15 protein-coding genes, 5 tRNA genes and 1 pseudogene are annotated in these 20231 nt (G+C 49.2%); 20 read left to right on the plus strand and 1 reads right to left on the minus strand.

Annotated features, from left to right (window positions below; translation table 11 throughout):
* Complete coding sequence (locus LKE33_08150) at positions 1-438, minus strand: CtsR family transcriptional regulator (protein MCH3950887.1); 438 nt, start codon at positions 436-438, stop codon at positions 1-3.
* A gap of 773 nt (positions 439-1211) precedes the next feature.
* Between LKE33_08150 and LKE33_08155 the strand changes: the two genes are divergently transcribed.
* The 20 genes and pseudogenes from LKE33_08155 (at position 1212) to LKE33_08250 (ending at position 19818) form a co-directional block, all read left to right on the plus strand.
* The gene (locus LKE33_08155; protein MCH3950888.1) at positions 1212-1691 is read left to right on the plus strand and encodes a CarD family transcriptional regulator; all 480 of its coding nucleotides are present in this window, start codon (positions 1212-1214) and stop codon (positions 1689-1691) included.
* Positions 1692-1991: 300 nt separating this feature from the next.
* Positions 1992-3107, plus strand: a complete 1116-nt coding sequence (locus LKE33_08160) for a PIN/TRAM domain-containing protein (protein MCH3950889.1) — start codon at positions 1992-1994, stop codon at positions 3105-3107.
* A gap of 39 nt (positions 3108-3146) precedes the next feature.
* A pseudogene (locus LKE33_08165) lies at positions 3147-3740 on the plus strand (2-C-methyl-D-erythritol 4-phosphate cytidylyltransferase).
* Positions 3741-3815: 75 nt separating this feature from the next.
* Positions 3816-4298 carry a 2-C-methyl-D-erythritol 2,4-cyclodiphosphate synthase gene (ispF, locus tag LKE33_08170; protein MCH3950890.1) on the plus strand — a complete coding sequence of 161 codons (483 nt, stop codon included), beginning with the start codon at positions 3816-3818 and terminating at the stop codon, positions 4296-4298.
* A 136-nt stretch (positions 4299-4434) separates the two neighbouring features.
* Positions 4435-5907, plus strand: a complete 1473-nt coding sequence (gltX, locus tag LKE33_08175) for a glutamate--tRNA ligase (GenBank protein MCH3950891.1) — start codon at positions 4435-4437, stop codon at positions 5905-5907.
* A gap of 15 nt (positions 5908-5922) precedes the next feature.
* Positions 5923-7371, plus strand: a complete 1449-nt coding sequence (cysS, locus tag LKE33_08180) for a cysteine--tRNA ligase (protein MCH3950892.1) — start codon at positions 5923-5925, stop codon at positions 7369-7371.
* On the plus strand, positions 7368-7841 hold the full coding sequence (locus tag LKE33_08185; GenBank protein ID MCH3950893.1) for a ribonuclease III: 474 nt from the start codon (positions 7368-7370) through the stop codon (positions 7839-7841). Before cysS ends, LKE33_08185 begins: the two co-directional genes overlap by 4 nt.
* Positions 7838-8542, plus strand: coding sequence for an FAD-dependent thymidylate synthase (gene thyX / locus LKE33_08190; GenBank protein MCH3950894.1), 705 nt, complete (start codon positions 7838-7840; stop codon positions 8540-8542). Before LKE33_08185 ends, thyX begins: the two co-directional genes overlap by 4 nt.
* Positions 8543-9143: 601 nt before the next feature.
* A complete protein-coding gene (locus LKE33_08195) occupies positions 9144-9827 on the plus strand; it encodes a hypothetical protein (GenBank protein ID MCH3950895.1) in 684 nt (227 codons plus the stop codon).
* A gap of 340 nt (positions 9828-10167) precedes the next feature.
* Positions 10168-10245: transfer RNA gene (locus LKE33_08200), tRNA-Asp, on the plus strand.
* Positions 10246-10251: 6 nt separating this feature from the next.
* Positions 10252-10327, plus strand: a tRNA-Phe gene (locus LKE33_08205).
* An 8-nt stretch (positions 10328-10335) separates the two neighbouring features.
* A tRNA-Gly gene (locus tag LKE33_08210) sits at positions 10336-10410 on the plus strand.
* 6 nt (positions 10411-10416) lie between these two features.
* Positions 10417-10490, plus strand: a tRNA-Cys gene (locus tag LKE33_08215).
* A 24-nt stretch (positions 10491-10514) separates the two neighbouring features.
* A tRNA-Leu gene (locus LKE33_08220) sits at positions 10515-10603 on the plus strand.
* Between the two features lie 79 nt (positions 10604-10682).
* Positions 10683-11183, plus strand: coding sequence for a pyridoxamine 5'-phosphate oxidase family protein (locus LKE33_08225; protein ID MCH3950896.1), 501 nt, complete (start codon positions 10683-10685; stop codon positions 11181-11183).
* Between the two features lie 974 nt (positions 11184-12157).
* Positions 12158-12325, plus strand: a complete 168-nt coding sequence (locus tag LKE33_08230; GenBank protein MCH3950897.1) for a hypothetical protein — start codon at positions 12158-12160, stop codon at positions 12323-12325.
* A 171-nt stretch (positions 12326-12496) separates the two neighbouring features.
* On the plus strand, positions 12497-13912 hold the full coding sequence (locus LKE33_08235) for a sodium:solute symporter family protein (GenBank protein MCH3950898.1): 1416 nt from the start codon (positions 12497-12499) through the stop codon (positions 13910-13912).
* A gap of 1057 nt (positions 13913-14969) precedes the next feature.
* Positions 14970-15113, plus strand: a complete 144-nt coding sequence (locus LKE33_08240; protein MCH3950899.1) for a hypothetical protein — start codon at positions 14970-14972, stop codon at positions 15111-15113.
* Between the two features lie 114 nt (positions 15114-15227).
* Entirely contained in the window at positions 15228-16091 is an 864-nt protein-coding gene (locus LKE33_08245; protein MCH3950900.1) for a pyridoxamine kinase, read from the plus strand.
* A gap of 601 nt (positions 16092-16692) precedes the next feature.
* The gene (locus tag LKE33_08250) at positions 16693-19818 is read left to right on the plus strand and encodes an autotransporter outer membrane beta-barrel domain-containing protein (GenBank protein MCH3950901.1); all 3126 of its coding nucleotides are present in this window, start codon (positions 16693-16695) and stop codon (positions 19816-19818) included.
* The last annotated feature ends 413 nt before the right edge of the window (positions 19819-20231 follow it).

Below are 20231 nucleotides of genomic sequence, written 5' to 3' on the forward strand. Positions count from 1 at the left end.
TCAGTTGCCTCCGTTCAGCGCCTTGAAAGCCTGGGCAATCATGGCCTGCTTATCCTTTTCCGTGACGTGATCCCCAAGGAAATTGAGAAAGAAAGTCAGCAGCCTGCTCTCACGGGCCGTGATCATACGCTGATCCGCCAGTGCTTTGACCATTTCTTCGGCCGAATGAATGCTGCTCTTTGCAGGCAGTTCATTCTGGCCCTGGCCCTGCGGATGAGGCAGTCGGATAATCCGGATAAAACCTCCGTTGCCCCGCTTGGATTCAACTTCAAAACCTCTTTCCGGTGTAAAACGCGTCGTCAAGGTATATGTAATCTGCGAAGGGGCGCAATCTAATTTTTCTGCCAGCTGACTTCTCTTCACATTGATCGAGTCTTCTTCGTTGGCAAAGAGTTCACTGATGATAAACTGTTCAATCACATCAGCTATATTTCGCATATTGATCCCTCCTGTGGTTTATCGTATTTCATGCATGGGCTGCCGAAAATCAAAAAGACAAGCAGAAATGAGCCGCGCCGATTAGGCTTCCTGGTCGCTCATTCCTCAGTTTTTTCCCATTCAGCGGTCCGGCTGATTGGGCGTACATGATTTTTCAACCACATACTATTATATTTGACTTTTTGACATTTATCAAGTGCCACTGAAATGACACCGGAATGAGACTGCGGAAAAGTGATCAATTTTGCACAATTTCAGGGTAGGTACAAAAATTATCGCACCCGCCCTCTTATTCGCGCTGCCGCGCGAATAAGAGGGGAGGACCGCTTGCGGTGGGTATTCAGTCAGATAACAAGAATTGGTACGATAGAAACGCTGTTAAATCCACACTAAAACCCCAATCGGGGCAGTAGTGACCCTCTTCGACGTCGCTGCGCGACATTGAAGAGGGGGAACCGCAGGAAGGCACGATATAATCGGGACTTCCGGAAAGCGGTGGGTGATGACCCTCTCTGCCGAAGGCTAACTAATTCGCCGCCTCCGGCGGCCACAGCGTCACAGCGTTCTTTTTGCGCGACAGCGCCACAGCTTTCCTCCCTATTTTGCCTCTTTTTTATCATTTAAACACATTCTCCAATATAATTTGTAATTCCTATTGACATACATATACTGTAAGTGCTAAAATTATAAATTTTTGACATTTTCAAATATTTGTGTTAAAATCTAGCTATATTAGATATAGAACACGTACTCGGGAAAAGGAGGGAGCATGGATGTTCGAGGTTGGAGACAAGGTACTATACCCAATGCACGGAGCAGCAGTAATTAAAGACGTTGAACAGCGGCAAATTGACGGCCGTCCGGTCAACTATTTCGTATTTGACATGCTCCTGAGCAACATGAAGGTCATGATTCCGGAGAGCAATGTCGACAAGGTCGGAATTCGCCCGATTGTAGACAAGTCAACCATCGTCAAAGTGGAGGATGTGCTGAAATCCCGTCCGGAGAACAAAATGAAACGGATCACTTGGAACCGCCGTTATAATCTTTATATCGATAAGATGAAAACAGGCAATATCTTCCAGGTCGCCGATGTGGTTCGCACCCTGGCTGTCCAGGAAACGGACAAGAAGCTTTCCACGGGCGAACGGCGCCTGCTCACGACGGCTAAACAGATTTTACTCAGCGAAGTCATGCTCGTGGAATCCTGCGACGAAGAAAAGAGTGAGGAATGGCTCCACCAATTTGTTTAACGTTTTTTTAACATTGTGGCATCTTTTCATTTCTTTTGTGAAATCGAAGTGAAAAGGTGCTATTTTCGTCTCTGTATAGTGTAGAATGAAAAAGTATTCAATAGCCGTCAATAGGGATGCATACAGCGCGATTTTCGGCCGGGCGCATTTTTTTCTCACGGCTTTTTTACCGCATGGCTTTGTGCCATTTTTATCATTGTCATTCCTAAAGTAAATTTTCTCTTTTTAGAGAGATTTTATGCTTTTCATTAGGTATGTAATATAGTAAAATGAAGGGATAAATCGAAAGGAGGTGAGCATATGTTAGAGAAAATCACAAAAATTCTGATTATCCTTGTTTTTGCCGTTTCCGGTCTTCTCCTTATGGAAATGGCGGCTCCAACGCTGGCAGAATTTGTCAGTGTCGATTTTCTGACTTCCGGTGTACTTGGCATTACGCCGCTGCGGTTCGTACTGGGCTTTGCAGGGTTTGTCATTTTCGGCTATCTTGGTAAAGTCCTGGCACCCATTATCATGTCCTACACGCTGCGTTTTTCCGAATGGGTGGCTGCCTCCCTGGGCAATCTCCCGACAGGTGAAATCTTCGTGCTGGCTGTCGGTGTCATTATGGGCCTGATTGTAGCCGCACTGCTGGGGACTTCCTTCTCCCGGCTGCCGATCATCGGACCGTACATTTCTCTTGTACTGAGTATTATTGGAGCTCTTGTAGGTGCCAAAGTAGCCCTCGACAAACGGACTGATATCATTTCATTCTTTAATCGGTTCTGGTTTTCTGCGCGCAACAAGGAGGGTGCAAAGAAAACGAACCGGTCTGGTTCCCGCAATTATAAATTTCTCGATACCAGTGTGCTGATTGACGGGCGGATTGTGGACGTGATCCATCTTGGATTTTTGGAAGGCACTATCGTGATTCCTCAGTTTGTACTGGAAGAACTCCAGAAGATTGCCGATTCGGCCGATACTCTGAAGCGCAACCGCGGCCGCCGCGGCCTCGATATGGTGAAGAAAATCCAGGAGGAACACAGTGCCGATATCCAGATCTGGGATACGGATTACGATGATATTACCGAAGTGGATGCCAAATTGGTGCGTCTTGCCATGGCAAAGCACGGCGAGCTGGCTACGAACGATTACAACCTGAGCAAGGTGGCAGAAATCAAGGGCATCAAAGTCCTGAACCTCAATGAACTGGCCAATGCCCTGAAGCAGGCCGTACTGCCGGGAGAATCCCTGCAGGTCTTCCTGACGCGTGAAGGCAAGGAACCGGGTCAGGCCATCGGCTATCTTGAGGACGGCACCATGGTCGTTGTGGAAAACGCCAAGCGTTCCGTCAACACCTCTGTGACCGTACTGGTAACGTCAGTACTTCAGACTTCCGCCGGCCGCATGATTTTTGCCAAGATGAACAAAGGATAAGGAATGGATTCACTATTTTGTATTGTTGCTGCCGCCGGCATGGGAAAAAGAGCCCGTTTGGGGTATAATAAAAACTATGCCGCTGTCGGTGGTGTGCCGATCCTTGTGCGGAACCTTCACCAGCTGTCCTGCGTGGCAGGCATGAAGAAGGTGATTGTGGTCGTCGCACCGCACGAAGTCTCGGAGGCAGAAACACTCCTGAAGCAGTACGAAGCGGAGTTTTTCCCCGCGCTTTCCTACGTCGTGACGGCGGGGGGCAAAGAGCGCCAGGATTCCGTGGCCCGCGGCCTTGATTTGATTGAGGATGAAACGGGCTGGGTAGCGGTGCATGACGGTGCCCGTCCCTTTGCCGGACCGGAAATCTTTGAACGGGTCTGGAACAAGGCGCGTGAAACGGGTGCGGCCGTTGCTGCTGTTCCCAGCAAGGATACTGTCAAGGTAGCGGATGCGGAGGGCCGCGTTAAGTGTACGCCCGATCGGAGCAAATTATGGGCCGTGCAGACGCCGCAGATATTTGCCCTGCCGCTCCTGCGGGAGAGCTTTGCCTATGTCCGGGCTCATCAGCTTGCCGTCACGGATGACGCAAGCATGGTGGAAGCGCTCGGCAAGCCGGTTTCCCTTGTCATGGGGGATTACCGCAATTTCAAAATTACCACGCCGGATGATCTGCGTCATGCAGAGTCTCTGGTCAAAGAGGAGAGAGATTCCATGCTTGATTTGCATGTCGGCAGCGGGTATGATGTACATTGTCTGGTGCCGGGGCGGCCGCTCATTTTGTGCGGCGTTACCGTTCCCTATGAAAAGGGACTTGACGGGCATTCTGACGCCGATGTGGCGCTTCATGCCCTGATGGATGCCATTCTGGGCGCTGCCGGTATGGGCGATATCGGACGTCTTTTTCCGGATAATGATGACGCCTATCTCGGAGCGGACAGCCGTAAACTGCTGACCCGCGTCCTTACACTTGTCGGAGAAAAAGGCTGGCGCGTCCATAACGCGGACGTGACCATCATTGCCCAGAGACCGAAACTCGCGCCCTTTGAACCGCAGATGCTGGAGAACCTCAAAGCCGATCTGCAGCTTTCCGCTGACGCCGTCAACGTCAAAGCGACGACGACGGAAAAGCTCGGCTTTACGGGCCGGGGAGAAGGCATTGCGGCAGAAGCCGTCGTCACGCTGGAAAAAGCGTAAAAGCTTACGTTTATTGTTTTTTTGCAGTATGCCTGCACGCTGCGTCAGCATACTGTTTTACCGGTGCACCGGGCACGTACCGCCGGTCACCAGCTGTTTTTCATATGTTCCATATACCATGGGGAGGCTTGTATAGATGGATAAAGAAATGAGAGTACGTTTTGCACCGAGCCCGACGGGCCCGTTCCACATCGGCGGGGCTCGTTCTGCTCTGTTCAACTGGCTGCTTGCCAAGAAGATGGGGGGCAAGTTTGTCCTGCGTATTGAAGATACGGACCGGAAACGTTCCACGCCGGAATCCGAAGAAAACATCAAGGCAGCGCTCAAATGGCTGGGCATTACCTGGGATGAAGGCGTTGATGTAGGCGGCCCTTACGGCCCTTACCATCAGATGGAACGCCTGGATATCTATAAGAAATATACGGATAAGCTCCTTGCGGAAGGCAAGGCTTATTACTGTTACTGCACGCCGGAAGAACTGGAAGCGGAACGCCAGGCTGACCTCAAAGCCGGCAAGATGCCGAAATACAGCGGCAAGTGCCGCAATCTGACACCGGAACAGCGCGCCAAGTACGAAGCCGAAGGCCGCAAACCTTCCATTCGTCTCAAGGTGCCTGCCGACCAGAAAATCGTGGTGCACGACATGGTCCGCGGCGACGTGGAATTTGATTCCAACGGCATCGGCGATTTCGTTATCGTAAAGAGCGACGGCATCCCGACCTACAACTATGCTGTCGTCATCGATGACTATCTGATGCATATTACCCACGTCATCCGCGCGGAAGAGCATCTTTCCAATACGCCGCGCCAGCTCGTCGTCTATGATGCCCTGGGCTTTGAAAAACCGGTCTTCGGTCATATTTCCCTGATCCTCGGCACGGACCATACGAAGATGAGTAAGCGCCATGGTGCAACCTCCGTGGATGCCTATCGTCAGAAGGGTTATATCCCCGAAGGCATCGACAACTTTCTGGCTCTCCTCGGCTGGGCTCCGGAAGGTGAAAAAGAAATCTTCACCATGGAAGAAGCTGCCAGGGAATTTTCCATGGAACGCGTAGCCAAGAACCCGGCTGTATTTGATATCAAGAAACTGAACTGGATCAACGGACAGCATATCCACAAGATGGCTCCGGAAGCCTTCTTTGAACTGGCTGAACCGTTCATGGTGCAGGCTGGCTATATGACGGGCAATGAAACCGGTGAGAAACTGGATTGGCTGAAACGCGTCGTAGCTACGGCCCAGACCCAGGTGGAATATGGTGCCCAGGTACCGGAAAAGGTTGCCATGTACTTCTCCGATGACTTTGACTTCGAAAATGACGAAGCCAAGGCCGTACTCAGCGAACCGACGGCTCCTATGGTTTTGAAGGCTCTCCTTGCTGAATTCAAGGCTTTGACCGAAGTCAATCACGACAGCGTCAAAGGCTGTTTCAAGAAAGTGCAGAAGGGCAATAAACTGAAAGGCCAGCAGGTCTACATGCCGTTCCGTGTGGCCCTTACGGGCAACCAGCACGGTCCGGAACTCGCTGAAATGATTCCGCTCATGGGCGTTGAAAGAGTCGAGAAACGTGTGCTCTCCAGCCTTGCCAAAGCCGGAATCACCCTCTAAGGAAAGGAGAAAGTTATGAGTACGATTCGCGTCTTTAATACGATGACCCGCAAAAAAGAAGAGTTTGTTCCGCTTCATCCCGGCAAAGTCAATATCTACGTCTGCGGCGTTACTCCTTATAACCATCCCCATATCGGCAACGCTCGTCCGTTTGTCGTCTGGGATACGATCCATCGTTTCCTTGAACACGAAGGCTACGATGTGACCCATGTACAGAACTTTACCGACGTGGACGACAAGATTATCCGCGCCGCTAACCAGGAAGGCGTGACCTGGGATGTCATCGCCAACCGTTATATCAAGGCTTATTTCGACGTGATGGATAAGCTCCATGTTCGCCGCTGCCACGTATATCCGCGCGTGTCCGAACATATTCCCGACATCATCCACACCGTGCAGCAGCTCATTGATAACGGCTACGGCTATGTCGTGGACGGCGATGTTTACTATCGCGTGGAAAAGTTCAAGCACTACGGCGAATTGTCCGGCCGTACCCTCGATGATATGATGGCAGGCGCCCGTGTCGAAGTCGATGAACGCAAGGAAAATCCGATGGACTTCGCACTGTGGAAGGCTGCCAAGCCGGGCGAACCCTATTGGGAAAGCCCGTGGGGCAAAGGCCGTCCGGGCTGGCACATCGAATGCTCGACCATGAGCACGAAGTACCTTGGCCCCTCCTTTGATATGCACGGCGGCGGATCCGACCTGATCTTCCCGCATCATGAAAACGAAATTGCCCAGTCTGAAGGCGCAACGGGCGTACGTCCCTTTGTCCGCTACTGGATTCATAACGGATTCATTACGATCAACGAAGAAAAGATGTCCAAATCCCTGGGCAATTTCTTCACGGTCGCTGAAATCCTCGATAAATACGAACCGGAAGTGCTCCGCCTCTTCATCCTGAACACGCATTACCGCAGCCCGTTGGACTTCAGCGATGCGCGTCTTGAAGAAGCAAAGCGCAGTCTGGAACGTCTCCGCACGGCTCAGCAGAACCTGCTGGAAATCATGAAAGTGATTTCCGTCGGTCCTGACGACGAAAGCATGGCACTGCGCAAGAAGGTTGCTGACATGCGTGAAGCCTTCATGGAAGCGATGCGCGATGACTTCAATACGTCCCTTGCCATCAGCTATCTCTTTGCCCTGGCCAAGGAAATCAACGTATATCATCAGGCCATCATGAGCGGCAGCAAGAAGCCCGACGGCAAACTGATGGACCAGATCATCAAGACCTGGAAAGAAATGAAATCCATTATCGGTATCCTGGAAGACGAACCGGCAGGCACGAAGGAACCTGCCGAAGGCGCTTCCGACGATGCCGAAATCGAAGCGAAGATTGCCGAACGTCAGGCTGCCCGCAAGGCAAAGGATTATGCCAAGGCAGACGCTATTCGTGACGAACTGGCAAAGAAGGGAATCATCCTGGAAGATACGCCTCAGGGTGTACGGTGGAAGAGACAGTGAGATTCGAAGAATACTGCCGAATCAGGGATTTCGCGCTGCGTGCCTGCGGGGAAGAGCTTGAGGCCAAAGAACCCAAACTTCTTCATCCGATTATCCTCGCTTACGTCGGGGATGCGGTTTTTTCCCTCTACGTGCGGATGCGCCTTGTTCCCGTTTCCACGCATGTGCAGGTCCTGCATAACATGGCGGCCCGTATGGTGTCGGCCGTAATGCAGGCCAGGGCGATGGAAGCCCTCGAACCGGAACTTACGGAAGAAGAAGCGGCCATGGAGCGCCGGGGACGCAATACGAAGTCCACAGTGCCTAAAAGCGCCAGCGTCCGGGAGTACCGCATGAGTACGGCTTTTGAAACCCTCATGGGATACCTGTATCTCAGTCACCAGGACGAACGGCTTGAAGAACTGCTGCGAAAGTCGTTTGAAATTGTACGCAAGGCGGCAGAAGCAGAAAGGGGAGGTCGTAAAAGATGATGCAAGTCAAATTGATTCGTTATACACCGGATCCGGACAAGACGGTCGCCATGAGCGCCCATCTGTGCTATTCTCCGATCGGTGCCGCTGAAATTGAAGAAAACCTGACCGATGATAAAGTGGCCGGCCTTGTAAAAATGCTTGGCCGCATGGGACATACTTCTACGTTTGAACACGTATACTTTACCTTCGCTATCGAAGGCGTGTCCCGCGTGCTGACTCACCAGCTGGTGCGTCATCGTATTGCTTCCTATTCCCAGCAGTCCCAGCGCTATGTGAAGGAACACAATTTTGAACGCATTGTGCCGCCTACGATTGCCGCTAATCCGGAAATGAAAGCTAAATTTGAAGGCCTCTGCGATGAAATCCAGAAGCTTTACAACGAAATGACGGACGCCGGCATTCCGGCCGAAGATGCCCGTTACATCCTGCCGAATGCCACGGAAACGAAGATTGTTGTGACCATGAACGCCCGCAGCCTGCTGCACTTCTTTGAACTGCGCTGCTGCAACCGCGCTCAGTGGGAAATCCGTGAACTGGCTAATAAGATGCTTGAGGAAGTCCGCAAAGTCGCTCCTGTTATTTTTGCTAAAGCAGGCCCGACCTGCGTGACCCAGCGCGTCTGCCACGAAGGCAAGATGAGCTGCGGCAGACTGCAGAAACTGCTCGCCGAAGACGCCGCCAAAAAAGCAAATAAATAACTAATTAGCAGCCAAGGCTGCCGCCACGGCGGCAGCCTTTTGTTGAATATCGCAGGTCGCATGTCGCTTGTTGAAACTAAGATGAAAGCACCAGCCCTCTTGTTTTTTGTAAAAAAATAAGAGGGGGGACCGCTTGCGGTGGGTATTCAGTACGACAACAGGAATTGGTACGACGAAGACGCCGTAAAATCCAAACCCAAACCCCAATCGAGGCAGTAGTGACCCTCTTCGACGTCGCTGCGCGACATTGAAGAGGGGGGACCGCAGGAAGGCCTGGTGATACCAGGCCTTCCGGAAAGCGGTGGGTGATGACCCTTAGTATTTATTCTTAAACCATTTGTAACATTACGCTATAGCAAAAATGCAGAATCGCTGCGGTTAATTTCCGAAGCTCTTTTTTAATTAATTTGGCAATGCGAAGCATTGCTTCTCTGGGATCTTCTTTCAAGCCGCCTCGCGGCTTCGAAAGAAGGGGGGCCCGCTTTTCGGGGGAAGATAGCTTTTTTCCTTCGCCGCCCCCGGCGGCCCCAGCTTTCTTCTTGCGCGTCAGCGCCACAGCTTTACACTGCAATATATACAATTTACAACAAGGAGTACAACCATGTCTTATCCTCCTATCGAAACCATCCAGCAGGAAGTGCAGGATTGGGATCTCATTCGTGATCTGCCCGATAAAATGGGCGCCTTCACGAAAAAAATTACAAACCATATCGAAGGACAGGTTCTTTATATCTGCCGCTACGAATGCGAGCCCCTTCGTGCCAGCATTGATATCACATACACGGCAGAGACCTTTGACTATATTCTCGTCCGTACCATGGGAATGAATTCCTATCGTGATATCCGTCTCATTTACAAGGAGCGGGATCTTTTCGCCGAAAAAGCGCGCCATTACATTCCCGAAATCTTAAAAAGCATGGAAGATCCGGCGAGCGTCAATCTCGGAGAAATGGTAGAAGCGAAAGGACTCAAAGATTGGGAGTACGGAAAGAACCTCCCCAAGAAAATTGGTCCATTTGAGCTCTATATTTCCCCTGACAAGGCGATTGAGCACATTAACGGGTCAATCATCATGATTGACTATACGGACTTCACACGCAAAGATCAGCTCATTATCATGTATAACAGACTGCGGAACGAATTCTTTGGAGAAATGAAAATCAATTCCGTATTCCATGCAAGTATGGACTTTGACAGCAAGACCCTGCAGGAACTGGAAAAGCGCCTCGACGAACATCTCGAAAGTACCCTGAAACAAATCACCGAAGCTGATCACGAAATTTAAAGGGCCGCTTGCGGTGGATATTCAGTAGGATAACAGGAATTGGTCCGACGAAGACGCCGTAAAATCCACACCAACACCCCAATCGGTGCATTAGAGACCCTCTCTGTCGAAGACGAGGCTAAAAGACCAAAGCGCATTTTTTCGGCTAACTGCAGCTATCTGCTGACTGCTATTTGCTATCTGCCTTTAGGCTTTTAGCCAACAACCTGCCCGCACTACGGTACTATCCACTAATCACTACCCACTTACCACTGTTTTTCATTAATTTCAGAAAAACCCTTGACAGAGAGGGGGGTCTGCCGTATAATGAGGAAGTCGGTTGCGAGAGCGACTGATGAACGGCCCAGTAGTTCAGTTGGTTTAGAATGCCGCCCTGTCACGGCGGAGATCGTCGGTTCAAGTCCGTCCTGGGTCGCCACTTTTTGCCTCGGTAGCTCAGTTGGTAGAGCAAGGGACTGAAAATCCCTGTGTCCGCAGTTCGATTCTGCGCTGAGGCACCAATTATGATGCGGAAGTAGCTCAGTGGTAGAGCATCACCTTGCCAAGGTGGGGGTCGCGAGTTCGAATCTCGTTTTCCGCTCCAATTGTTGGCGACATAGCCAAGCGGTAAGGCAGAGGTCTGCAAAACCTTTATCCCCAGTTCGATTCTGGGTGTCGCCTCCAATTTTTTTTTATCTGCTTAAACCTGCCGAGGTGGCGGAACTGGCAGACGCAAGGGACTTAAAATCCCTCGGAGAGCGATCTCCGTACCGGTTCGATTCCGGTCCCCGGCACCATTTTATTTTTGCCGAATTTAACATTGTAAGACGAATCTGGTTTCCAGGTTCGTCTTTTTTTGTATAATAGGGGAAAGAAATGAAAGAAGGTGGAATTCCTATGTTTCGTGCTATGAGAAGAATCAAGCAGCAGCTGTCAGAAGCTGAGTGTATCAAAGTGCTGAAGGAAGGCAAGAGAGGCACCCTGGCAGTCTGCGGTGATGATGGATACCCTTATGCCATTCCCATCGATTATCATTACGATGCAGAGCGCGGATCCGTCTTTTTCCACGGAGCCGGTGAAGGTCATAAAATTGATTCCATTCGCCGCTCGGATAAAGTCACATTCAACGTGTTGAGCGAAGGCTGGAAAGAGAATCCGGACAACTGGTGGCTGAAATTTAACAGCGTCACCCTGTTCGGAAGAATTCATATCGTAGAAGACGAAGCCCTGAAGAAGCAGGAGCTCTATGCCATCGGCCTGAAATACTATCCAACTAAAGAAGCCGTCGACGCCATCGTACAGCGGACAATCGACCACGTGTGCATCTTAGAATTAAAGATAGAGCATATGAGCGGGAAGCAAGTGAACGAAAAATAAAAGATTTGAAAAGCGTGTGTGAAGTCGGGAAATTACGTTTCTTACCCGGGCCATGCATTGTTTTTTATTAAAAGAAGCTATCATCCCCCGCACTCGTCAGCGCTGCACTGGCGTCAGCGCTGACTGCGGTCCCTCCTTCTTTCGAAGCCGCGATGGGCGGCTTGAAAGAAGGCAGCAGAGAAATCAAATTTCTTTAGGGACCCTCTTCGACGTCGCTGCGCGACATTGAAGAGGGGGGACCGCTTGCGGTGGGTGATGTCCCTTAAAATTCTTTTTTTGTATCGGTCAGCAGCTACAAAAATCTAGAAAACCACCGGTTAATTCTCACACTTCTTTTAAACTTCTTTCCCCAATCTCTTTTCCAATACTTTCTTTATTCTTTCTTCAACCCCATATAAATCATGCGCAATCTCAGAATTAGAAAACCTGATTACTTTATAGCCCCTGTTCTTAAGAAACGCGGTTTTTTTAGCATCATATTCCTCAATTTCTTTTTCTGTGTGTTGGATCCCATCAACCTCTACAATCAATTTAGCTTTAGCACAGTAAAAATCAACGATATAGTAAAAAATAATTTTTGCCTTAAAATTCGTACGGGGAGTTTTTTAAGTACCTGATACCATAAAATTTTTTCGACTACGGTCATGTTTTTACGCATCATTCTGGCATTTTTTCGTAGTTCATCATATTCTGCGAATGAAACTGCATTTTTTCCTCTGTCCTTGAGTACCTCCAAATTTTATTTTGTAGATACAACTACTATACATGAAAGTAAGGTAGAAATGTGCAGTTGAAGGTGTGAATGAACCAAAAGTGGAAGCGAAGGGGATAAAAAGAAATCTTCCGCCATAAATGGCCCTCCTTCTTTCTACTTCACTGCGTGAAGTAGAAAAAAGGTAATAAGGGTCATCATCCCCCGCAAAGCGGGCCCCCTTCTTCAATGCCGCAAAGCGGCGTCGAAGAAGGTCCCTGTGATGGATGATAAAATCTTAAATCTTCATCCCACACCTTATCTTTCTCTCGCACGCCTGGCTAAATACCGAAAGCGCTTTTTATTTTATTACCACGCAGCCGCAGGCCCGCCGCCTTCGGCGGCCACAGCGTCCCAGCTTTCTTTTTGCGCGAAGCGCCACAGCGTCTAATCAGCCGCCTTTGGCGGCTAATTATTTTTTATTTCCCTTCTTTCCCCAAAAGTTCTATAATAAAAGGGCACGTAAAATCTGAGGAAGCACTGGTAGGATAGATAGTTCAGATTTCACGATCAATTGAATATCGAATCATCAGAGCTTCCCGTACAGGGAGTTGTAAGATTCATGTCCATTCAATTTTTTATTGTCCTCATTTATGTGATTTTGTTGTTTGGCGTTTCTTTTTACATGAAACGTCGCGCTGACAAGAATCCGGCAGAGTATCTTTTTGCAGGAAGGCAGTTCGGACCTTGTCTGGTTGCGTTTGCCATCACCGGTATGGCGGTCGGTGCCGCTTCTACGGTCGGCGTAGCGGAAAGTGCCACGAAGCTCGGTCTTTCAGCCGGCTGGTACAACGGGGCTTGGGCCATCGGGGCCATTATCATGGGCCTTGTGGCGGCGGGGAAGTACCGCAGCCTCGAATGCACGACTGTCCCGGAACTTTTTGAGCGTTCCTATGATAAGAAAGCACGTATTATCAGCGTCATCGGGCTTTCAATCATCATGATCTGCATCACCTCGCTGCAGTATGTGGCCGGCGGTTCCATCCTGTCGTCCCTCATGCCTGACGTCTTTACCATGAGAAGCGGCATGATTGCGAGCGCTGTAGTGTTTATCGGCATTACGGCCATCGGCGGCCTCTGGTCGAGCGGCGTATCGAACCTTGTCAGTGTCACCATCATTTATATCGGTCTTATTTATTCTGTCGTCCGGGTCCTTACGCGGGACGGCGGGCTTGCCGGCATCGCTGCCAAGCTGCCCGTTGTGCCTGGCCTTGACTGGACGAGTCCTTTCGGCGGGCTGACAGCTGCCATGATGATCGGTTGGATCATCGTCATGACAACGCAGGCCATTACCGCTCAGGGGCCTGTACAGATTGCCTGCGGTGCCCGCGATGTGCAGTCTGCACGCAAAGGCTTTATTCTCGGCGGCTTCCTGATTTTCCCGATAGGCTTTCTTTCCGCCATCCTCGGCATGGCAGCCCTTGCCGAATTCCCGAATATCAACCCGACCAAAGCACTGCCGCAGATTGTCATGAGCCTTGACCCGGTCGCCTCGGGCCTTACCCTGGCTGCACTCTGGGCTGCAGACGTATCGACGGCCTGCACGATTCTGCTTGGCGCCGGGACCCTTGTTTCGCAGGACATCTATAAGCGTTTTATCAATCCCAACATTTCCGAATCGGATTATGTCAAAGCAAACCGAATCATCATTCTCATCATCGGCGTCATTACGCTGTGGATGGCCTTCAATATGGTGGGCATCGTCAAGATGATGATGATCGGCCTGAGCCTCACGACAGCCTTCACCCTTGTATTTCTGTGCACCATGTTTGCACCGGGCCTCTGCCGGAAAAATACGGCTTTCTGGACGACCTTAGTTGGTATCCTCGGCCTTGTCGCCTGGACCTTTATCCCGTCCATCCGCATCTTCCCGCACGTTATTTACTTCGAATGGCTGATTTGCATCATTACCTTGTTGATTGTCAGACTTATCGACAAAGAGCCTATCAAACAGCCTACGCTGAAAAAAGCAATGTAAATATAAAAGCACCTGGTCAAATAGAGTTCTCGACTTGTCTCGGACGTCTATTTGACCAGAGTTTTTTCTAAGGAAGTTTCGGCTGTCCTCTGCAGAATTAGGGAGCCAGTGATTCATTCGCAGCTTCATCTACATGTGTCTGCGCCAGTTACGCTGTGTCGACAATTCCTCGAGTTACTCCCGGTAACCCTCCGGATTGTCTTCTTGCGTAGCATAGATGTGCGAAGATGGAATGTTGACTGAGTCAGTGGCTCCTCTGACTCCCACAGCGCTTCGCTCGTGGATCGTTGGCGCTCAGTTCCGCCTTCGTGGCCCAATCCGGTCTTTCGCGTTCCTGAGGCTGTCTTGCAGCAGAGTCCATCAGAAACAAATAAAAAAGCATATGTGATATCGGGGCATACGTTCCTAAATTGGAGTATGCTCTTTATTTTTTATTAAAAGAAGCTATCTTCCCCCGCACTCGTCAACGCCTTCTCGCGTCAGCGTTGACAGAGACCCTCTTCGACGTCGCCTAAGTTAAGCCAAACCGTAAGGTTTGGAATTCCTCTGCCACCTCCGTCCGTAGGAAGGAAGGACCACGAAGTGGGGGAGGAAAGTTGATTAGGGGGGACCGCTTTTGCGGTGGGTAATGACCCTTAAGTTTTCTTTTAACCTTTTGCATCAATCAGTAGAAACAAAGATATAGCAACGTAGCAGCAAATACTTCCTGCTCTTTTAAATTAATTTGGCAATGCGAAGCATTGCTTCTCTGGGATCTTCTTTCAAGCCGCTTCGCGGCTTCGAAAGAAGGGGGGCCCGCTTTTCGGGGGAAGATAGCTTCTTTTTCCTTCGCCGCCTTTGACGGCCATAGCTTTAATTCAGTCAAACCGAAGGTTTGGCTATCATCTACAATCTCCTTCCACGCAGTCGGAAGGAGGGGCCACGAAGTGGCGGAGGATAGTTTTCTTCTTTTCGCGCGCCAGCGCCAAAACTTTCCTTCGCTAAAATCCGTCCCATCAACCCTCATTCCGTTGTATACTATACTTATCACGAAACTACTGCAAAAGGGGGGAAGAACATGTCTCAAAAGCCTATTGTCATAGGTGTGATTGTGATGGCAATTCTCCTCTTTATCGGAGCTTCTTCGCACAATCTGGTATCGCTCGGTACGGCGGCTTTTGTGGCTGTTTTTCTTGCCAGCCGTTCCCATCACAATATTTAAATGGGCGGTAGTGTGCTGTCAGATAGAATTAAAACTGGGTGTTTCCGATTTTATACGCATAAGGTACAATAAGCAGTACAATATAAAGTAAGATCCCTCAAGGAGGTTATTCAAATGAAAATAAATCGCGTTCTCGCTATCCATGACCTTTGTTCTTTTGGCCGCTGCTCCCTGACGGCTGCCATGCCTGTGCTTTCCGCTATGGGAAACCAGGTCTGTCCGTTCCCGACGGCTCTTTACAGCAACAATCTGACCTACGGCAACTATGTTTCCAAAGATTTAACCGACGTCATGGGCTCTTATATGGACAAATGGGAAGAACTGGGCCTCGAATTTGATGCGATTTACAGCGGCTTCCTTGCTAGTGGTGCCCAGGCAGAAGCCGTGGCATCCTGTATTGACCGTTTTGGAAAGTATAAGCTTGTCGTCGTCGATCCGGCCATGGGTGACGGCGGTATGTTGTATCCTGTTTTTGGCGCCGACATGGTAGAAGCCATGAAGAAACTTGTCGCCAAAGCAACCGTTATTACGCCGAACTATACGGAAGCCTGCCTCCTTACAGGCACGCCGTATGCCGATAAAATACCGGATGAAGATGCGCTGGGTGAGATCTGCGAAAAACTTCTTGCCATGGGTCCGCAATTTGTTGTCATTACGAGTGTGCCCAGCGATGACGAGCATATTTCCACCGCCTGCATGGAAACTACGCAGGTATTCCCGGAAATCTACCGCGTGGACAGACTGCCCTTTGCCACCAGCGGCATCGGCGATATCTTTACGAGTGCACTCACCGGTTACCTGCTGAAGCATAAGGATCTCGACCAGTGCGTACAGGGCGCGGCCGACTTCGTAAGTTACGTCATTCAGGCCACAGTTGACGCCGGCACTGATCCTAAAGAAGGCGTCTTGCTCGAAGGCTGCCTGTGGCAGCTCTTAATGCCCCAGACCAAAAACTGCACCACCTGCACGGCAAGATAATCACTTTTCTGAAAATTTCATGCCAGTTAGGATCTATCATCGGGACTTTGGTGAGTCATCACCGAAGTCCCGATTTTTTGGTACACCGAAAAGAAAGGGAGGAGGAATATGTTATGCGCAGATTCATACTCATCCTTTTCTAATGTACAAAATTTTACATTATATTGTATTGCATCCAACGAATTCATGCCAATTTTTTAATTTTTGTAAAATATTCGAAAAAATACTATATCTTTCTGTTTATTCGGACTATAATAAAAATAAATTGATAGCAATAAAATAAACTTATTTCTATACTTAATAGCCGATAATCATTCTTACTATAAATATTAATAGAATGAAAAAATACATCCGTTGTCTGTTTCTTTCAAAGGGGATGGGGATTATGAGGAGTAGAAACGACAGACAATATCGACAGCTGCGGCGTAATGTGATGCTAGTATTGGCATCTCTGTTTGTATTCGGAGGCAGCAGTACTGTATGTGCTGGAGAGAATCGGTTTTCTGTTACTTCTGGCGATAAAACTGTCAGAGGTGATTGCTTTGATTTCACTGGAACCAACAAGCCGGCAATCAGTATTTCAGGTTCAGGTGCTACTGGATTGATAGAAAGTTTAAATGGCGGTATTTCAGCAACCAATAATTGGTCAGGTAGTAAGAGTAATGATGCTTCTACTTCTTCTGCCATTGTTGCCAGTAATGGCGGTAATTTGAAACTTCAGGCAGATCAGGGTGACATTTCTGTGACCGGTCCGTACGGCATGCATGCCGAATCTGGCGCTTCAATAACGCTAGAAGCTGTGGAAGGAAACAATGTCATTAAAGGTTATACAAACGCCGTTAGTGCTTTCATGGAATATCCTTATCAAAAGGGGAGAGGTACTGTTACTATTCAAAATGAACTGGGGGACAATGAAATTTCTGCTTCTTACGACGGGGATTTGTATGCCAATTATGTTGAATTTGGCAATTCTCCATTTTACGACATGCATGGCAATGGTATTTACGCAGATTTTTTACTTGGCCCAAGGTATTTAGAGTCAGTTCATGCTGATTTAGGAGAAGCAACTGATATTTCTGTTGTTGCAGGTCACAATAATAAAATTACCGGTACTCAAACTGCAATCAGGAGTAGGTACTTGAATATTAATGTAGCTGCCGGTGGTGAAACGGATGCAGAAGGAAAACTGGCCGGTGTGTCAACGCTGGGCGGAAAGATTGAAATTCATTCCAACCGGAATGTCATCCATGGTTCAGGCGTAGAGTTAATGTCTTACATAACGGGAACAAAAACTCCTGAGACCGGATATGGTATTGAAGCTGCATCGGATTATTACCAGACTTCGCAGCATAATATATGTGAGCAGGAAGGGCTTGTCAATGTTCAGGCATCGGGAGACAATGACATTTACGGATATACATATGGGGTTTATTCGCATGAGAGCAATGCGAATGTCAATGTTGAATCTTCAAGTGGTGTAAATAAAATCTCCGGTGGTGAAGCCGGGGCAAAAGCTTCTGAAGGCGGCCGCATTCAGATAAGCGGGACGACTCAAGTCACCGGCGGAAACGGTACCGGAACAGCCCTTGCAGCGTCGCATCCTATTGCTCCCTATCTTGACCTCAATATCTGGGTACCTTCTGGGGCAAAATCGCATGATTTTGGCATGGAAGATTGGGATGATAATGTTTGGGATGATGATGGGGATGCGGCACCAGCATCACGAAATGTACGGAAAGCTGCAGCAGTAAAGAGTACCGCTCTGCGAAGGAGTCCGGCAAATCAAAATACGGAGACAAATCAGCTTGTTTATCCGTCTATCGATTTGCAGTATGGGGCGGGAAGTGAAGTCAAAGGGAGTGTAGAAGCCCTCGATGGCGGGACTATTACCATCTCGCCGCAAACCAAGGGAACAATTGCCATTTACGGGAATATCGCCTCCTATACGCCGTACAAGGAATATTCAAAATGGCGTGAAACCTATTATAATGAGAAGTATTACTTTAAAGATATGCTTCCCGATTATCCGGAAAAAGCGGCCGTAAATTTAACGCTTTCAAACGGCAGTACGCTGACAGGAACCGTCGATACGGGTCTTATGTATGCCGAAAACAGTGCAAACAATGCTGTTCTTATCGAAGATTCGGACGAGGCCGTTTCTTACAAAGAGGCACCGGAAGGCGCCGTGCTTCTCGGTGATGTCAATCTGGAGCTGAACGACACGAGCGTATGGAATATGACCGGTCCCAGCGCTGTGACGAAACTCGGCGGCAGCGGCGGTACGGTAGCTTTTGTCCATGGCGGCCATGGCCTCCAGATTGATGAACTGGAAGGCAGTCACACTTTCGCGATGGATCTTTCGATGAACGGCGCCGACAGCGATATGCTTTATATCCGTGAAGGAGCGAGCGATGAACAGACGCTGAAGGTCAAAAACTCCGCAGCGCTGAATCAGGAGATGCAGTCTGGAGATGTCGTCCGTTTTGCTGTGGTTTCTTCTTCCTACGATGGGTTCCGCAACAATAAAGTGTATGTGCCCGACGGGATTACGAACGCCACGCTGAGTGTTCAATATCGCAGCGTTGCTTCCGATCCGCTCAATACGCAGGCCTACAATGACTCCTATAACGGGGACGGGACCAACAAGCCGACAACGGCTGAAGTGCAGGCCAGTTACATCGATGGTTACGACGATCCGCAGTACGTCTATCTCGTCAAACAGGATGAAGAAGTAATTACGTCAGACGAACAGTCTCATGAATATATCAATGACGGAGCTAAGACACCGGGTAGGGCGCGGAATATCATCTGGCGTTATGTCACGGATCTCGATACTTTCACCAATCGTACCGGTGAGGCCCAGTACTTCACGCCAGGTGCGGATCAGGGCGGCTGGGTTCGCCTGAGATACCGTAACTTCGGTGTTGACGGAACAGGTGAGGTCGACGGCAATACTTATGAAATCGGGTATACGACGGTCGTCAAGGATACGGATGAAGAAAAACACCGTTTCAGCGTATCCGGTGCCTATGGCAAGGAGACCGGTCATTTCGAAGGGTACGGCGGCAGCCTGGAGGTACGCGATGCTTCCTTTAACCTGTACGATACGCATGAATACTTCCCGGCAGCGGAAGAAATGGCCGCAAAGCCGGCCTGGAAAAAGGGCACGCACAGCTATTGGGATACGTATCTAAAATACCATCATGTGAAGACCGATTACTCCGCAGTGGATCACCAGACAGAAGCCAGGTATGACGGCAACTATGACCAGGATATCATCAGTCTGTCGACGGAATACGGCCGTGAGAACAAGCTGAGTGACAAGTGGAGCATCGTGCCGCAGGCTCAGCTGCAGCTTTCCTATGTGGGCGGCTATGACTACTATGATTCGCAGGATCTCCATGTCGACGCCGATCATGATTGGAGCCTCATCGGCCGCCTGGGCTTTGACCTCGTGCGTGAACTTGATCCGAAACTGGACAGCAAGCTCTACTTCAAGGCCAGCGTGCTGCATGAATTCCTGGACGGCAGCGATGTGACCGTCAGCGCTAACGGAGATTATTATAACGATAACGGTGACCTGTCCGGCACCTGGGGCGTCCTGGGTCTCGGCTACAGCGCTAAAATTGGTGAGCAGCAGTATATGTACCTTGACGCAGAAAGGTACTTCGGCAATGATTTTGCCAGAACGTATAGTATACGCGCTGGTGTAAACTGGAAATTCTGATAAACGCTGTGGCGCTTCGCGCAAAAAGAAGGCTGTGACGCCGCCTTTGGCGGCTAGCTATGGCTGCCTTCGGCAGCTGAAAGTTGACAATTAGGTCAGAGAATAGAATTAACAAAACAAAAGAGATATGACATCAGGGCATACGTTTCTAAATGGAGCGTATGCCTTACTTTTATTTAAAAGAAGCTATCTTCCACCGCACTAGTTAGCACTTTCTGCGATGCTCCTTCTTACCAGCAAGAAAATAAACAATCAACTAGCCCCGATTTTTGCTGTCTGCAACTTTTGTAATAATAATTTTAATGAGCAATATAAATTAATTGATTATTTCGTCAACTTATATTGAAAATTAATATAGAATTGCTTAAAATAAAAACAGATAATTATCAGTAAATTTAAAAAGCGTTAATTAA

It is taken from the genome of Acidaminococcus sp., from assembly GCA_022482815.1.
Classification (GTDB): domain Bacteria; phylum Bacillota; class Negativicutes; order Acidaminococcales; family Acidaminococcaceae; genus Acidaminococcus.

What these genes read in the sequence shown, in the direction of transcription:
- LKE33_08150 (MCH3950887.1), bottom strand. Translation starts at nt 438, where the DNA reads ATGCGAAATATAGCTGATGTGATTGAACAGTTTATCATCAGTGAACTC.
- gltX (MCH3950891.1), top strand. Translation starts at nt 4,435, where the DNA reads ATGGATAAAGAAATGAGAGTACGTTTTGCACCGAGCCCGACGGGCCCG.
- cysS (MCH3950892.1), top strand. Translation starts at nt 5,923, where the DNA reads ATGAGTACGATTCGCGTCTTTAATACGATGACCCGCAAAAAAGAAGAG.
- thyX (MCH3950894.1), top strand. Translation starts at nt 7,838, where the DNA reads ATGATGCAAGTCAAATTGATTCGTTATACACCGGATCCGGACAAGACG.
- LKE33_08225 (MCH3950896.1), top strand. Translation starts at nt 10,683, where the DNA reads ATGAAAGAAGGTGGAATTCCTATGTTTCGTGCTATGAGAAGAATCAAG.
- LKE33_08245 (MCH3950900.1), top strand. Translation starts at nt 15,228, where the DNA reads ATGAAAATAAATCGCGTTCTCGCTATCCATGACCTTTGTTCTTTTGGC.
- LKE33_08195 (MCH3950895.1), top strand. Translation starts at nt 9,144, where the DNA reads ATGTCTTATCCTCCTATCGAAACCATCCAGCAGGAAGTGCAGGATTGG.
- LKE33_08155 (MCH3950888.1), top strand. Translation starts at nt 1,212, where the DNA reads ATGTTCGAGGTTGGAGACAAGGTACTATACCCAATGCACGGAGCAGCA.
- ispF (MCH3950890.1), top strand. Translation starts at nt 3,816, where the DNA reads ATGCTTGATTTGCATGTCGGCAGCGGGTATGATGTACATTGTCTGGTG.
- LKE33_08160 (MCH3950889.1), top strand. Translation starts at nt 1,992, where the DNA reads ATGTTAGAGAAAATCACAAAAATTCTGATTATCCTTGTTTTTGCCGTT.
- LKE33_08235 (MCH3950898.1), top strand. Translation starts at nt 12,497, where the DNA reads ATGTCCATTCAATTTTTTATTGTCCTCATTTATGTGATTTTGTTGTTT.
- LKE33_08230 (MCH3950897.1), top strand. Translation starts at nt 12,158, where the DNA reads ATGGATGATAAAATCTTAAATCTTCATCCCACACCTTATCTTTCTCTC.
- LKE33_08240 (MCH3950899.1), top strand. Translation starts at nt 14,970, where the DNA reads ATGTCTCAAAAGCCTATTGTCATAGGTGTGATTGTGATGGCAATTCTC.